The organism is Verrucomicrobiota bacterium (genome assembly GCA_034440155.1).
In the GTDB taxonomy this organism is placed as follows: Bacteria; Verrucomicrobiota; Verrucomicrobiia; order JAWXBN01; family JAWXBN01; genus JAWXBN01.
The window spans coordinates 1-12,982 of record JAWXBN010000092.1; the positions used below are offsets into that span (position 1 = coordinate 1).

Genomic DNA, 12,982 nt, shown 5'->3' on the forward strand with positions numbered 1-12,982 from the left:
ATGAGAACCAATAAAGCCGAACAAGGCGGTCCACTCAACGCTCACCCGCGTCATGTCTCCTGCTGTCGCTTCGCTCCTTGGCAGGAGCCGCGCCGTGGGTAGCCGTGAGTCACCTTGGACGTTAGGCAAAGAATGAATCCTTCGCCTCCTAACGCTAGGAGCGCTCGCTCGCCCGAGGAACGAGCCAAGATTAAGCGCGTGATTGCTGAGTGTGGCTTGTGCGGGCTGGCGAACGATACGAAGTGGGATGAGTTCGTTGCCGCGATGCGGGAGCAAGTGTGGAAGCCAAGTTACCGCGTCAAATGTGTTAATGGACCGGTATCGGTATGGGACGTCGAGTGGTTTTACCATCTTCCGTTCCCGCTGATTTCCGTCGAGTGGATGGACGTGGCGTTTCTCCAAAAAGAAATAAGGAATGCGCTGCTCGCGCCGGTGGTGACCGATCACTCCGCGTGGATTGAAGCTCTCATAAAGCAGTTCGGACTCGATTCCCGGACTGGCAAAAGCATGATTCGAATCTTCGGCTACAGTCCGCGAAGCACGGAGCAATTCGACGAGCTAGACCAGCTCTCCACGCACACCCGCATTCAACCCCTAACTCCTAACCAAGTCACGGGACTCGTTTTTTTGTCTTCTATTCCGCAAACGAGCCTGTTACACTCTCCTAGTAAAAAGCGATCAGTTCCGCATCCGGCGGCTGACACGAATCACCTCATGATAGACTAGAAGACAAATATATGAAATGCACACACCACGCCAAACTCAGTAATATCTGCTTTATCCTCGGTTTCGCTTCCATAGTGGGATCCATCCTTATCTGGTTTTACACGGGCGGCACTGGGCCAGATACACAAGCGCACGCGGAGAGATTCGGTATATTTGTTGGTCTATGGGCGCCTACGTTTTTTATTCTTTCGAACCGTTTTAGCCGCTACGCAGACAAAAAGTCCTAATACCCACCGGCACTCGTTTACACAGTGAAAGGCCGCCTATCCATGAGCTCCAGCGAATCTCGCTGGACGCTCATTCACTCATGAGCCCACACTCACTATTTGATTCCTACCCCGTTTATTCGGTCGTCGGAGACCGTTATACTTTTCTCCTTACTGGTGACATGACCGATGGAGCCTATTTTGTCTTTGAAGCATTTGTTCCACCGGGCAGTGGATCACCTCCACACATCCATCATCGGGAGGACGAAGCATTTTATATCATCGACGGCGAATTTGAATTCATCGTCGCAGGCAAAACAATTTGCGTTCGAGCAGGAGAGTCTGTATTCGGGCGCCGGGACGTGCCGCATCACTTTAAAAATGTGGGTACCACACCCGGACGAATGATTATCACCGTAACACCCGCCGGACTTGAAAACTTCTTCGTCGAAATCGGCACGCCTTTGCAGAGCCGACAGGATGCACCAGTAATCCCTTCCCCCGAGGACATCGCCAAACTGATACAGATCGCCCCCCAGTATGATCTGGAACTCCTCGCCCCGCATTAGATCAAATGAGATATGTCCTTAAGCACTGGACGCTTGAGGTGGAGGGTGGAGAGCTGGGGTTTGAGACGGTTCCAGAGCCATTGGGAGACATTCTGATGTCATGGACTCTTGCTGCTCAGGCAAATTCCCCTTTATGATTTCTGGACAAAATCCCCCTCGACATACTGATGGATCAATCCGGATATCAACGACTGATGGGGCACTCCCCGGGCGGCGACGACTCTTTGCATGCCGACCAGATCTCGATCAGAGAGTCGAATGTTGATACGCCGATCCTTCTTGAGAGATTTCTCGGTGGCGGAATGCAGCTGCTCCAGAAGTTTCTTGTCTGGTTTGGCCAACAATATCTCACCGCGCTTAAAGAGTGCCTCGATTTCTTTTTCTACTTTATCAAGCTTCATAACTTCTCTCCCCCCCCCCTGCGTTCTCCACGACTCTGAGGTTGATTGTCCCCTTGGCGGGGTTCAAAAAGTTTCCTATCGTGGCCCTTCGAAAATGCAGCGGGAGGTGGGGGTTTCGTGGAGGGTGATGCGGGTGAGGCCGGGGAGCTGGGGTTTGAGACGGTTCCAGAGCCATTGGGAAATATTCTCGAAGGTGGGATTTTCGAGGCCGGGAATGTCATTGAGATAACGGTGGTCGAGCTGGCCATCAATGATGGGTTTGGCAATCGCGGAGAGTTCCGAGTGGTCCATGAACCAGCCACTCACCGGGTCGATCTCGCCTTCGATCATGATCTGGGCCTTATAACTATGTCCGTGGAGTCTCGCGCATTTGTGTTCGGGCGGGACATTCGGCAGTTTATGGGCGGCTTCAAAGAAAAAGTCTTTTTCGAGTTTAATTTTCATAGAGGGGAGAGAGAGTGTGATAGTTATTGGTGTCTGGTAATTAGTATAGGGTTAAAGGTAATCTGTGCCCTCTGTGGATTCTTTTTGAACCCCTTTAGTGTGGAGCTCCCGCGAGACCATTGCTTGGCCTGATAATCAGGCTGTGGGGGCATAGAAGCTCCGCCCTCCAGAGGTTTAAAGTGTTGATAATGATCATCTTCCATGAATCGTTTTTTAAAAATCATCTGTGTATATCTGTGCCCTCTGTGGATTCTTCGCGTTCGACCCAGGTGACTAGATCGGCGAGATTTGGGCGTCCGTCATGGAGCCAGAAAAGCGGAGGGCTCTGCATGGTCCCGAGTTCACAATAACGCAGTGCGCCGAGTGTCAGCGCAAATTGTTCCGGTAACCCGGCGAGCGGGGCGACCCCGATGGTCGATAGGTAAGGGCGGTAAAGGGCGGTGGCCTCGACGACTTCGGAGAGTTTGCGGAAGGGTTTGATAAAAAGCACCCGATTCAGGCAAGACGTCGCAAATTGTTTTTCATCCTCATATATGACAGTCCAGAAGTCATCCCCCTCCGATTGCCAGATTTTCACCCGTGGATCATTGGCACTGCGGAAGGTGTAGCTACTCCGCAAATGCATCAGTTCCGATTGTTCCTCCAATGACCGCTCAAAGCTCACCCCATAATGACGGCAAAGGTCTGGGTTTACATCTGAGTCAGCAGAATCTTCAGAAATGAATTTAGGGGCCGAGGCTTGTATTTTAAATAACTCCAGCTCCTGAGCAATTTGCGCGGCGAATCCAGTCGGGCTGACGGGGCCGCCTTCCTGCACATAAATATCGTGCGGGGAGAGACAGCCTTGTTGGTCATAAATAGCTGTGTCCCAAGCGATTCTCTTAGCCGTCTCGGGAGTGATTCCTTCTTGCAAAACAATTCCGAAACTAAGCCGGTGGCCATAAGTAATGAATTTCTGGTTCCAGCCTACCTTCCGGCGTAATTTGCCACAGGTCTCGTCTGAACCATAGACAATAACCACTTCGGATTGCGCAATTTGCGTGTCGGAGAGTTCACGCACGACGGTGACATCGGCGGAGAGGTTTTCGGGGAGAGCGGCGATGAACCGTTCGAGTTCTGATTTTGCGGGTATGGCCTGGACTTGGAGGAAATCATTGGCCGAGGTGTTTCGGGGTAATTTCACGAGGTTTTGAGAACCGAGCAGGAGGCCAAAGGTCAGTGATAAGATACCCGGATTGGCGAGATTCCCGGAGCAGATATGCAAAATGCTCTGGGGAGGCCGGGCGCGTTTAGAGATTCCGCGAGGGTAAGGGACAAATTGCTCTAAGTCCGCCGGTTAACCGAGTTCGGCATCGAGCAGGGAGAGCAAATCTCCCGGGGCAATCTGCCCGAGCTGCGGGAAACCCGACAGGATACCGGCCAAAAGTGTGGCGCGTTCGGATGTGGAGGGGCGGCTCATGATTTTTTGCCTTTCTCGATCAAATCATCGGCGGCGATGGAGCAACCGCGTGTTTCGGCGCGGTTCACACGCCCGAGGAGAGAGAATCCGGTTTCATGGCGGACGGCGGCGTCCTCGGTTTGGATCGCGATGACAGAGCCTCGATTGGTCAGGTCAAAAATCCGCACGAGCCCGGTGTGTCCGGTGGCGACCTCTTGGCCGTTACTGGGCGAGACAATTTGCACGCGTGCCCAGGGTGGGACGGTGTGGATGCCCCCGGACCCACGGGAATAAAACTGGACCCCGAGCTCGGTCATACCGTATTCATTAAAGATATTCTCGTCCGGTATCCCGAGTGTGGACGTGAGGGATGCATAAAGCTCCGCTTTGGTTAATTCCCGGGATTTACCTTTATAACCGCCGGTTTCCATGACGAGACTACCTGCGGGCAGCTTGAGGGATTCCCCACGCTTTTGGAGTGCATCCATCAAATGGACAAAGGCAAAAGCGGTTCCCATGACAAAAAGGGGTTCCTTAAAATCGACAGCCATTTTCATGGCATCAATAAAAGCTTGGATCATCAGCCCGTCGGGATTCCAAAAGAAAAAGGAGCCGCGTGGCGCAAATTGCGCAGACCAGACATCGAGCATGTGAGAGAGAGAGGAATGGGGAGCCAATGCCGGGGAGGCCGCGAGAATGGCAAAATTAAGCGGGGCAAATGGCGCGAACGTGCGGTGATAACCCTCTAGACAGGAAATCTCGTAGAGTTCGAGTGTGTCCAGATAATGTTTACCGGGTACCTGTGTGGTCGTGCCACTGGTGTGGAAGATTTTGACGGCATTCTCGACGGGAAATGTGCAAAGGTCGAACTCCTTAAAAGCTGTCTGTGGAACAGCGGGGATATCCTGCCAACGCGCAATTTGCGTAGGGCTTTTCCCGAGTGAATCACCATAACGATGGTAAGGCAAATTGCTCTGGTATTGGTGGGTGAATATCTCCAATGCGAGGGAATTAAAAGTGTCCTCGTCAAAAGACCCGTTTTGAATGGCGGAAATGATTTTTATATCGAGTGGATTCATAGCACGTTTTTTAGAGCTGGTTGAACGGCGACAGCTTGAGTGAGATAGAAGCAAATTCCAGTCCCCGGTGTCAACCGCCAAGATGCGGAGGGCGTGCCCGCGGGTTTGAGGAGCCGCCAAGCGTTAGCGACGTAGAGTGCGCGCTCTGGCTCGCCCTCTTTCAGCTCTGAGGGTGGCGATCATCTCAGATGTCTCCACGTCAGTGGCGACACCCACGACATCGAGAGGTGACTTGGCCTTTGGCTCGGGTATCAGAGCAAATAGACTGCCGTCCCTTTTTCGGATTAAGACTTTTCCTTCCCGACTGGCAGTGTCCAAAACGCTGGCAAATTGCTGCCTAGCATCGCTGTAGGTATATAATTTCATTTGATTCCTTTGACTTGTATATTTTCCTTTTCGGCAACCTCCGCCATCCTCCGGTCCAGAGTCAGTAAGGTGAGGGAAGACCTCTTAGCCAAATGCAGGTAATAGGCATCGTAGGCGTGTATATCGTGACGGTCACATAATTCCAACGCGTCCACGAAAGAAATCTCCATCTCCTGGATGGGAATCTTACCAAATATCGACAGTGCCTTCGATGCAACAGACAGACCCATTCGCTTTTGCTTTAACATCGCTGAAAATGCGTTACATACCTCCCAGGACAGACAGCCAGGCGCAAGAAGGGTCGCCCCTTCAGTAATCGATACGAGCTCAGGCTTTTCCGGCTCATTAAGGATGACCGCCAACACGACGGACGCATCGACCACCAATTTCTTTTCTTTTGCCACTACCTGTACAATTGAACAAGACGATAGGCTCGTCAATCTGCCTTTTGGAGAACGACGATTTTCAATCGTTCGTGTTATTTTCCACGGACTGTCCACAAGACAATCGGGAAAGGGTGAGTAACTCTTATCGTAAGGGGGGGGGGTGGAAGGAAAAATGGTGGGTCGGAGAAAGAAAGTCTCCGGGACAAGTCGGATTCGTCATCAAGAAAGCGGTCTGATTCTTTTTACGGGTAAAGTCTTTGAGCCGGAAAATAGCTCCATCGACGCAGTGATCCGGCAAGTCGCCGAGATCCTGTATGGTGGGATGGTTGAGCCGACGGTTATTGAGTTACCTTCGGCCTTGTGAAACGGTCGTGATACAGGTAAAGTATGTGCGGAGAAAAGTTTATGATACAAATGATCATTAAATATTTGGTGACGGCTTTTGTTATTGTCGCGGTTTCCGAGATCGCCAAGCGGACTGATCGGATGGGAGCCTTGCTTGCTTCGTTGCCACTGGTCACCGTGATGGTGATGATCTGGCTGTATCTCGAAAAACAGGGGACTGAAAAAATCGCTAACCATGCGTATTACACATTCTGGTACGTGATTCCGACATTACCGATGTTCCTTGCCATGCCTTTACTCCTCTCTAAAGGAGTCCATTTCTGGCTGGCATTAACCATTTGTATCGCTATCACGGTCATCTGCTTTGCCATCACCGCTTGGCTTACTAAATTTTTCGGGATCACTCTAATGCCTTAGCCCTCTGGACCATGCTCAAAACATCCGACTTCCATTTTCATTTGCCTGAGGAACTCATCGCTCAGACACCCGCCGCCCAGCGCTCGGATGCGCGTATGATGGTCCTCGACCGTTCCACCCGATCAATCTCCCATGATGTCGTGTCGAATTTTTCCCGTTATCTCAAACCCGATGACCTCGTCGTATTGAATAATACCAAAGTCATCGCGGCGAGGGCTTTCACGGTCGATCACCGACTTGAAATCTTGCTTTTGGAAAAAAGAGGTCCGGCGAAATGGGAGGCATTGGTTAAACCTGGGAAACGCGCACGGCCGGGGATGGAGCTGGATTTTGGCACCGTCAAAGCGCGTGTCTTAGAGATTCTCGAGGAAGGGGCGCGTTTGCTGGAGTTTAGCCATGACTTCGACCCCGATGACATCGGTGTGATGCCGTTGCCGCCTTATATCAGGAGGGATTATTCAGCCCTGGCAGCCCGTGGGAATGCGCCATCGCTGCCCGCCGCTACGTTACCGGATGGAGACATTCATGAGCTTGATAAAGTGCGTTACCAGACCACTTTCGCGCAAATGGCGGGGTCATCCGCCGCCCCGACTGCGGGACTCCATTTTACCCCGGAGATGCTGGCGCAATTTGCGCATGTATTTGTCACCTTACACGTCGGGATCGGCACTTTCCGCCCGGTCAAAGTGGACACTGTGGCTGAACACAAAATGCATGCGGAATCCTATTTTATTCCTGAACCAACAGCGAGTAGGATTAACTCAGCCAAACGGGTCGTGTGTGTGGGGACCACGTCGGTGCGCACACTGGAGAGTGCCGCGGTGAAGGCGGAGGAATGCGAGACTCCTGAGCGTGTGGAGACCATCCGGAATGGGAAGGAATGGATGGTGAACCCCACCGATCTGAGCGGGGGCAAAACGGAGATTTTTATTTATCCGCCGTATGAATTTAAAATTTGTGGAGCCTTACTGACGAATTTCCATCTGCCCCAATCGACTCTCCTGATGATGATTAGTGCCTTGGCAGGGCGGGACTATATCATGCACGCTTACGAGGAAGCCGTCCGCGAGAAATACCGTTTCTTCAGCTACGGCGATTGTATGCTGATTTTGTAAACCGTCCGCGCCCTCCCAAAAGACATCCGCCTTTTGGGAGATCGGGAGAGGATAAAACCCTTATTCCCCGAGGTAAATCGGTTTCCTTTTTGTCGAGGAAAGCCGCGATGCCTTTGGCGTGATCGTGGCTGTCGTAAACTTCACGGCGCAAACCCTGGATCTTTTTGATGCGCATCGGGGGGATTCGCGGCGATATCCGGATGATTTCCTGGACTTTGGCCTCGGGGGTTTGAAATTCAGGGTGCGGAGGATTTTTTGCCGCGGTTAATATTAGCAAAATAGGCACTCTGCCCATTCACAAATGGGGCGTAGGTCCGTGCGTCGCCTCCGGTAACAGGCATTTCCACCTTAGTCACCTCGGCTAATATCATGGGATAATATGGTCCTGCTAATACCCGTGAAAAGTCTATTACCCTGATTCCGTCTCATGATTTCATTTTCACCCCCCTTGTTTGTCGTGATAATCCTTATCAATAAAGGACTCAGAAATATTTGTTAGAGTGGGGGAACTTTTTCCCCCAGGCCGGGGTCTGATTCATTAACACGAACAGGAGTCCCCCCATCATGCCCGCAATTCTTGAACCCCCGATCCATCACATTCAACAAAAGAAAAATGGACCGCAGAAGCTTTTGAGCAAATTGCTCGGGTCAGGCTTTTTCCTGGTCGCACTCGTGATTCATTTGGTGGCCCTCATCGTTTTAGGGGGTTGGGTCGTTGCCACACAGATTATTCCGGTAAAGGATCTCCGCGATCCCGATGTATTTATCGACACGGGCAAATCTGGACAGACCTCAGCGGAGCCTGTTCCCGCCGATCCGGTCGCCACTGACCCATCTATTGACCCGTCGCCGATGACTCAACCCTCTACAGAATTCAAAGCCCCCGACATAAAAACCATTATTATGGCCGATGCTGGTCCGGGGGCATTCCAGATTCCTGATCCCGGTATCAGCACAGGATCCACGATCATTGTCGCGACTGAGGGGAATATACGCACCCCTGCAAAACTCCGGCCTCCCGTACCACGGATTTCCACACAGCAAATTGATCGTGAACGCCTGAATAAAATCCGTGATCGGATCGGGGAATCTACTCATGGGAAAGGTTATGACATTGGTAAAACAGATAAAAATGGGGTCACGGGAGTGCAGGCGACATTTACTTGTTACGTCGCCCAATACCAAGGCGGGGATTGGGACCACAATGTCAAACTCTCCCCGGACGGCAAACGGATCACCTATGGGGCGATCCCAAACCTGATGACCCAGATTAGCCGGTGGAATAAACGGCTCAAAGCTCAGGTCGAAGCTGTTCCCTTAAATCTCTCGGACCGCGCGGCCCTCTTTAATTCCAAGCCTCCTGTGGCATTCATCTACTTCACCGGTCACAAGGATTTTAAACTCACCGAGGCGGAGGTGAGCAATTTGCGCGATTTCCTCATGGCAGGCGGGGTCATCTGGGGTGATGCCGGAATGCCGGGGGAAAATTCCCGTTTCGACATCGCCTTCCGGAGGGAGATGCGGCGGATACTCCCCGACGACGATCAGGCTTTCCAGGCGATTGATGATAAACACGAGATCTTCCGCCAGAAAGGCAGCTTGGCCAAGACGGTGCCTTCCGGCATTAATTATTTTCAAAACCCCATCCAGGTCATGATGGTCGGCGACCAGATCGGGGTGATCTATACGATGAATTCCTACGGGAACCTCTGGCAAGTCGCCCTCGACAAGGATGAAAAAATCGTCGAAGTCTACGACGAGGGGAGCGAAAAAAAGCCGAATGAAACCTACACCAACCGGGCCCTGTGGTCACGGCGCCAGACGTATTACCGTAATGTCAACCGCGACAGCGTTATCCAGGCCTACCGACTCGGTATGAATATCGTCGTCCATCTCCTCCTCCAATACCAGGACGCTCTGGAAAAAGGCCCGAGGTCATGAGGGGGGGGAGGAATCAGAAAAAAAAGCCGAGGACATCTTTCTTTGTGTATTTGACTTTAAAACGAGCGCGTGTCACACCGTGTAACATGAAAATAATTTCTATCCGGGAGCTTCATCAAAAAACCGGTGAATGGGTGTGACTTTCCAAAAAATACCAAGAGGTCATCGTCACAGACAACGGAAAACCTGTCGCTACGATACGACCCTACTAACCGCGTTCCAAAACCATCGACGAGCGCATCCTGCGGTCGGGGTTCAAGGCGTTAAAAGGTAAGCTCTGGGGGAGGACGGGATATTACCGGGATCATCTCCGAGGACCGTGACGAGGCCGTGTGATGAGTATTTATTTCGATACGAGCTACCTTGCCCGTCTCTATTGTGAAGGTGTCGGGTATACTGCTGTGCGTGACCTCGCGGGGAATCATGTCGTCCACAGGAGTAAATTTGCCCAAATAGAAATGGTGGCTGCGCTCCACCGGAAATTCCGTAACGGGAAATGAACCAAAATGCAACTCAATGAGGTCATTTTGAAGTTTCATGATGATAGCGAGAATGATATTTTTTTCTGGTGGGATTTATCCGACAATATCCTTTCAAAAACGAGAGGTATTTATGCGAAGCTTCCTCATACGGTATTCCTGCGTTCAGCCGATGCCCTTCATTTGATCTCGGCCATGGAGTATGGGGTCCAAAGAAATCTATACGAATGACCACCATATGCTTGGTGCCGCAAAATACTTCGGGCTCAAAGGATTAAATATTTTTTAAACCTTCGCGAGCTTCATGCAGTAGTCTTGGACGGCTTTTTGCCAAGGGCGGACTTTGCGGCCGGTGAGTAGCTCATACTTGGTCGTATCGAGAACCGTGTAGGGTGGGCGCACCGCGACAAATTGTTTCATGTCCGCTAGGGTGATCGGATCGATGTGGTCACACTTCACGTCTATGCCGAGGTCTCGGGCGGTCATCCAGATTTCCTTTGCGTAATCAATCCAGGCCGCTCCTCCTGAGTTACTCATGTGCAAAATGCCGGAAGGCCGCAGGTCAAAAATCGGGCGGATCATTTCAGCAAAATCTAGGGTATAGGTCGGCGTTCCCCATTTATCGCTGATAATGGAGAGTTTATTTTCGGTTTGGATCGTTTTCCATACATACTCGAAAAAGCCGGGTTTACCGGGGCCAAAGACCCAGGCGACCCGTGCGATTAAAGCTTGAGCATTCCGTTCCATCACCCCTTGTTCGGCGGCGATTTTTGATTCTGCATATACGGCTACGGCATGAACCGTGTCGTCCTCGCGGTAGGCTTCCTTTTTCAGGCCGTCGAAAACATAATCCGTGCTGACATGGATGTAGTATGCATCAAAAAGCCGCGATAATCCCGCCAGTTGGATCGCCGCTTTGGTATTGACGGCAAAAGTCTCTTCACGATGTGTCTCGCAAAAGTCCACATTGGTCAGCGCAGCACAATTCACCACGACAGAGGGCTTAACCTTCTCAAAGACCCCGCGCAATTTGCGCGCGTCGGTGATGTCGAGCTCCGCGTGGTTAAATCCGAAAACCTCGAAGACTTCTGTATCCAAGCAATTCGATAAATCCCCGCCCAACCGCCCCCCGGCCCCTGTAATCATGATTTTCTGACGCATAAGTGAGAACCTTATTACAGCGAAGTACGGATTACTTCAATCGTTTTACCATTCCCGATTAATCCGTTTATTGCATCATGACCATTAACTCTGTCACTTTTGGTTTTGCCGCCCGGAGCTCGGGATTGGTTGTCGGGATGGCTTGTTCACCACTCAGGGACGGATCAGGGTTTTCGACCGAGGGATAAAAACGAATGGCAACAAGTTTATTGAGTTGGCCGCCTTCAAAAGAAGCCCAGCCACCGTAGTCCCAATCAAACCCGGAGATTTGAAAAGGCCCCCCGTTGAATTTTTCGACGTCTTCCATGGATGAACCCAGCTTCAGGCCGTTGTTAAATTTCCATGTGTGACCGATGACGATGACAGAAAAAACCTTTTTTGTTTTTGTCTCGGGTTCCCACATCACTTGGAGTTCCTGATCTGTGCCCTTAAAAATCCATGCCCCCGGCATCGTTGTCCCTTCCGGACCGGGCAAATCACCTTCCTCGACATTCTTTTCCCCGAAAGCTTTTTGGATATCGGCTAATCCCGCCCCTTTCTTGAGTGGACCCACACGTTGACCCAAGACAATGGTGAAATCATTGGCAGGAGGATCACCAGCCGGGACAAAGGATATAAATGTGATGAATATAAATAAGAAAAGGGAGGGGATCTTCATGACCCAAGGTGATAACAGACCTCCCTACGGAATACAATTCTCAAAAATCGTCATTTACTCCGGGGGTGATCCCGTATCATAATTTCCGTCACCCATGATGAAAAATCTTTCCTTCACCCTACTCGTTCTATTCTCGTACTGCATGATCTTTTGCCCGCTGAAGGCGCAAACACAACAGGAAATGAACCAATCTGAAGAGCAACGATATGAAAAAGCCGACAAAGAACTGAATCTGGAATATGCCAAGCTGATGAAAGTCGTCGATGAGTCCGCCAAAGAAAAGCTCAAAAAAGCTCAACGCGCCTGGGTCGCCTATCGGGATGCAGAGGCGGAGTATGCCACCAGTGACTGTAAAGGTGGCACGATAGAACCAATGATCCTCTTTGCGACTATGGCAAATCTAACGGAGGCACGCGTAAAGTCCTTAAAAGAAAATTATGAGGCCTATGCTCAATGATTTTCTGGAAGTCCGGGCGGGAAACCTCTATAGACATCCCTTATGAAATCGCAAAAGCCTGTATCACTGCCGCGGAAGCCTGTTGTTGGAATCATTATGGGGAGCCAGTCCGACTGGGAAACTATGCAACACGCCGCCGATATCCTGAAGAAATTCAAAGTCCCGCATGTCGTGAATATTGTCAGTGCCCACCGCACACCTAGACGCCTTTTTGAATATGCTTCATCCGCCGAAAAAAAGGGGCTTGATGTGATTATAGCCGGAGCCGGTGGTGCAGCCCATTTGCCCGGGATGGCGGCGAGCCTCACACCGCTGCCCGTACTGGGGGTGCCTGTCGAAAGTAAGGCCCTCAAAGGTCTTGATTCCCTCTTGTCCATTGCACAAATGCCGGCGGGGGTGCCGGTGGCATCGTTGGCCGTCGGTAAAGCCGGGGCGACCAATGCCGGGCTTTTGGCCGTCGCTATCCTCTCGATCAAATACCCGGCCTTGCGCAAATTGCTCAAGGAATTCCGCGCCGCCCAGACCGCCAGTGTAAAGCTCAAACCGGTTTAAGCCCCTTTCGCCTACCGGGGATTCCCGCATGGATAAAATCGATTGTCGCACCAAAAATATCGATTATGCTCTCGGCACCAGAGGGGATTATGCTCGGGCTTTGAATTAACAATTGAGGTTTTTATGGATCAAAATAAGGATAGCCTGTGGGATTTACAAAACGAGGCACGTACATTGCGCTCGAAACTTGACGAGCTCGACAAACGATTGGAGCGATTTGCGCGGGTGGAAAATAATAGCCC

At 51.3% G+C, this 12,982-nt stretch carries 19 protein-coding genes and 1 pseudogene; 10 read left to right on the plus strand and 10 right to left on the minus strand.

The window, feature by feature from the left end; genetic code table 11:
* Positions 1-198 precede the first annotated feature (198 nt).
* Positions 199-726, plus strand: a complete 528-nt coding sequence (locus SGI98_09705) for a DUF6678 family protein (protein ID MDZ4743676.1) — start codon at positions 199-201, stop codon at positions 724-726.
* A 307-nt stretch (positions 727-1,033) separates the two neighbouring features.
* Complete coding sequence (locus SGI98_09710) at positions 1,034-1,501, plus strand: cupin domain-containing protein (protein MDZ4743677.1); 468 nt, start codon at positions 1,034-1,036, stop codon at positions 1,499-1,501.
* A gap of 131 nt (positions 1,502-1,632) precedes the next feature.
* On the opposite strand, the gene SGI98_09715 is transcribed toward SGI98_09710, so the two are convergent.
* The 7 genes and pseudogenes from SGI98_09715 to SGI98_09745 all read right to left on the minus strand — a co-directional run bounded on the left by SGI98_09715 (position 1,633) and on the right by SGI98_09745 (position 5,633).
* Positions 1,633-1,902: a hypothetical protein gene (locus SGI98_09715; protein ID MDZ4743678.1), complete on the minus strand. Its 270-nt coding sequence runs from the start codon at positions 1,900-1,902 to the stop codon at positions 1,633-1,635.
* Positions 1,903-1,977: 75 nt separating this feature from the next.
* Complete coding sequence (queD, locus tag SGI98_09720; GenBank protein MDZ4743679.1) at positions 1,978-2,346, minus strand: 6-carboxytetrahydropterin synthase QueD; 369 nt, start codon at positions 2,344-2,346, stop codon at positions 1,978-1,980.
* 220 nt (positions 2,347-2,566) lie between these two features.
* Positions 2,567-3,661 (minus strand): annotated as a pseudogene (locus tag SGI98_09725) (acyl-CoA reductase).
* 21 nt (positions 3,662-3,682) lie between these two features.
* Complete coding sequence (locus SGI98_09730; GenBank protein ID MDZ4743680.1) at positions 3,683-3,805, minus strand: hypothetical protein; 123 nt, start codon at positions 3,803-3,805, stop codon at positions 3,683-3,685.
* The gene (locus tag SGI98_09735; GenBank protein MDZ4743681.1) at positions 3,802-4,863 is read right to left on the minus strand and encodes a hypothetical protein; all 1,062 of its coding nucleotides are present in this window, start codon (positions 4,861-4,863) and stop codon (positions 3,802-3,804) included. Before SGI98_09735 ends, SGI98_09730 begins: the two co-directional genes overlap by 4 nt.
* Before the next feature lie 123 nt (positions 4,864-4,986).
* Positions 4,987-5,229 (minus strand): type II toxin-antitoxin system Phd/YefM family antitoxin, encoded by a 243-nt coding sequence (locus SGI98_09740; GenBank protein ID MDZ4743682.1) that lies wholly within the window; start codon positions 5,227-5,229, stop codon positions 4,987-4,989.
* Positions 5,226-5,633: a type II toxin-antitoxin system VapC family toxin gene (locus SGI98_09745; GenBank protein ID MDZ4743683.1), complete on the minus strand. Its 408-nt coding sequence runs from the start codon at positions 5,631-5,633 to the stop codon at positions 5,226-5,228. The genes SGI98_09740 and SGI98_09745 overlap by 4 nt, the downstream gene beginning before the upstream one ends.
* Before the next feature lie 157 nt (positions 5,634-5,790).
* Between SGI98_09745 and SGI98_09750 the strand changes: the two genes are divergently transcribed.
* From SGI98_09750 to queA, 3 genes are read left to right on the plus strand one after another with little or no spacing between them, the layout of a single operon-like run.
* Positions 5,791-5,979 carry a hypothetical protein gene (locus tag SGI98_09750; protein ID MDZ4743684.1) on the plus strand — a complete coding sequence of 63 codons (189 nt, stop codon included), beginning with the start codon at positions 5,791-5,793 and terminating at the stop codon, positions 5,977-5,979.
* Between the two features lie 41 nt (positions 5,980-6,020).
* A complete protein-coding gene (locus SGI98_09755; protein ID MDZ4743685.1) occupies positions 6,021-6,377 on the plus strand; it encodes a DUF3147 family protein in 357 nt (118 codons plus the stop codon).
* Positions 6,378-6,388: 11 nt separating this feature from the next.
* The gene (queA, locus tag SGI98_09760) at positions 6,389-7,492 is read left to right on the plus strand and encodes a tRNA preQ1(34) S-adenosylmethionine ribosyltransferase-isomerase QueA (GenBank protein ID MDZ4743686.1); all 1,104 of its coding nucleotides are present in this window, start codon (positions 6,389-6,391) and stop codon (positions 7,490-7,492) included.
* 236 nt (positions 7,493-7,728) lie between these two features.
* Here queA and SGI98_09765 read toward each other — a convergent pair whose 3' ends face one another.
* Positions 7,729-7,911 carry a CoA transferase gene (locus SGI98_09765; GenBank protein ID MDZ4743687.1) on the minus strand — a complete coding sequence of 61 codons (183 nt, stop codon included), beginning with the start codon at positions 7,909-7,911 and terminating at the stop codon, positions 7,729-7,731.
* A 145-nt stretch (positions 7,912-8,056) separates the two neighbouring features.
* On the opposite strand from SGI98_09765, the gene SGI98_09770 reads away from it, so the two are divergent.
* From SGI98_09770 to SGI98_09780, 3 genes are all read left to right on the plus strand, one after another.
* Positions 8,057-9,433, plus strand: a complete 1,377-nt coding sequence (locus tag SGI98_09770; protein ID MDZ4743688.1) for a DUF4159 domain-containing protein — start codon at positions 8,057-8,059, stop codon at positions 9,431-9,433.
* 335 nt (positions 9,434-9,768) lie between these two features.
* A complete protein-coding gene (locus tag SGI98_09775) occupies positions 9,769-9,933 on the plus strand; it encodes a hypothetical protein (GenBank protein ID MDZ4743689.1) in 165 nt (54 codons plus the stop codon).
* A 6-nt stretch (positions 9,934-9,939) separates the two neighbouring features.
* Complete coding sequence (locus SGI98_09780) at positions 9,940-10,143, plus strand: hypothetical protein (protein MDZ4743690.1); 204 nt, start codon at positions 9,940-9,942, stop codon at positions 10,141-10,143.
* Between the two features lie 54 nt (positions 10,144-10,197).
* Here the strand turns inward: SGI98_09780 and rfbD are convergent, their stop codons facing one another.
* A complete protein-coding gene (rfbD, locus tag SGI98_09785) occupies positions 10,198-11,073 on the minus strand; it encodes a dTDP-4-dehydrorhamnose reductase (protein ID MDZ4743691.1) in 876 nt (291 codons plus the stop codon).
* A gap of 67 nt (positions 11,074-11,140) precedes the next feature.
* Positions 11,141-11,731 carry a hypothetical protein gene (locus SGI98_09790; GenBank protein ID MDZ4743692.1) on the minus strand — a complete coding sequence of 197 codons (591 nt, stop codon included), beginning with the start codon at positions 11,729-11,731 and terminating at the stop codon, positions 11,141-11,143.
* Between the two features lie 97 nt (positions 11,732-11,828).
* Between SGI98_09790 and SGI98_09795 the strand changes: the two genes are divergently transcribed.
* Together SGI98_09795 and purE are read left to right on the plus strand one after the other, a co-directional pair.
* Positions 11,829-12,188, plus strand: a complete 360-nt coding sequence (locus tag SGI98_09795; protein MDZ4743693.1) for a lysozyme inhibitor LprI family protein — start codon at positions 11,829-11,831, stop codon at positions 12,186-12,188.
* 42 nt (positions 12,189-12,230) lie between these two features.
* Positions 12,231-12,740 carry a 5-(carboxyamino)imidazole ribonucleotide mutase gene (purE, locus tag SGI98_09800; GenBank protein MDZ4743694.1) on the plus strand — a complete coding sequence of 170 codons (510 nt, stop codon included), beginning with the start codon at positions 12,231-12,233 and terminating at the stop codon, positions 12,738-12,740.
* Positions 12,741-12,982: the final 242 nt, after the last annotated feature.

What these genes read in the sequence shown, in the direction of transcription:
- queA (MDZ4743686.1), top strand. Translation starts at nt 6,389, where the DNA reads ATGCTCAAAACATCCGACTTCCATTTTCATTTGCCTGAGGAACTCATC.
- SGI98_09775 (MDZ4743689.1), top strand. Translation starts at nt 9,769, where the DNA reads ATGAGTATTTATTTCGATACGAGCTACCTTGCCCGTCTCTATTGTGAA.
- SGI98_09730 (MDZ4743680.1), bottom strand. Translation starts at nt 3,805, where the DNA reads ATGAGCCGCCCCTCCACATCCGAACGCGCCACACTTTTGGCCGGTATC.
- SGI98_09790 (MDZ4743692.1), bottom strand. Translation starts at nt 11,731, where the DNA reads ATGAAGATCCCCTCCCTTTTCTTATTTATATTCATCACATTTATATCC.
- SGI98_09780 (MDZ4743690.1), top strand. Translation starts at nt 9,940, where the DNA reads ATGCAACTCAATGAGGTCATTTTGAAGTTTCATGATGATAGCGAGAAT.
- SGI98_09735 (MDZ4743681.1), bottom strand. Translation starts at nt 4,863, where the DNA reads ATGAATCCACTCGATATAAAAATCATTTCCGCCATTCAAAACGGGTCT.
- SGI98_09755 (MDZ4743685.1), top strand. Translation starts at nt 6,021, where the DNA reads ATGATACAAATGATCATTAAATATTTGGTGACGGCTTTTGTTATTGTC.
- SGI98_09715 (MDZ4743678.1), bottom strand. Translation starts at nt 1,902, where the DNA reads ATGAAGCTTGATAAAGTAGAAAAAGAAATCGAGGCACTCTTTAAGCGC.
- queD (MDZ4743679.1), bottom strand. Translation starts at nt 2,346, where the DNA reads ATGAAAATTAAACTCGAAAAAGACTTTTTCTTTGAAGCCGCCCATAAA.
- SGI98_09795 (MDZ4743693.1), top strand. Translation starts at nt 11,829, where the DNA reads ATGAAAAATCTTTCCTTCACCCTACTCGTTCTATTCTCGTACTGCATG.
- SGI98_09740 (MDZ4743682.1), bottom strand. Translation starts at nt 5,229, where the DNA reads ATGAAATTATATACCTACAGCGATGCTAGGCAGCAATTTGCCAGCGTT.
- SGI98_09710 (MDZ4743677.1), top strand. Translation starts at nt 1,034, where the DNA reads ATGAGCCCACACTCACTATTTGATTCCTACCCCGTTTATTCGGTCGTC.
- SGI98_09770 (MDZ4743688.1), top strand. Translation starts at nt 8,057, where the DNA reads ATGCCCGCAATTCTTGAACCCCCGATCCATCACATTCAACAAAAGAAA.
- purE (MDZ4743694.1), top strand. Translation starts at nt 12,231, where the DNA reads ATGAAATCGCAAAAGCCTGTATCACTGCCGCGGAAGCCTGTTGTTGGA.
- rfbD (MDZ4743691.1), bottom strand. Translation starts at nt 11,073, where the DNA reads ATGCGTCAGAAAATCATGATTACAGGGGCCGGGGGGCGGTTGGGCGGG.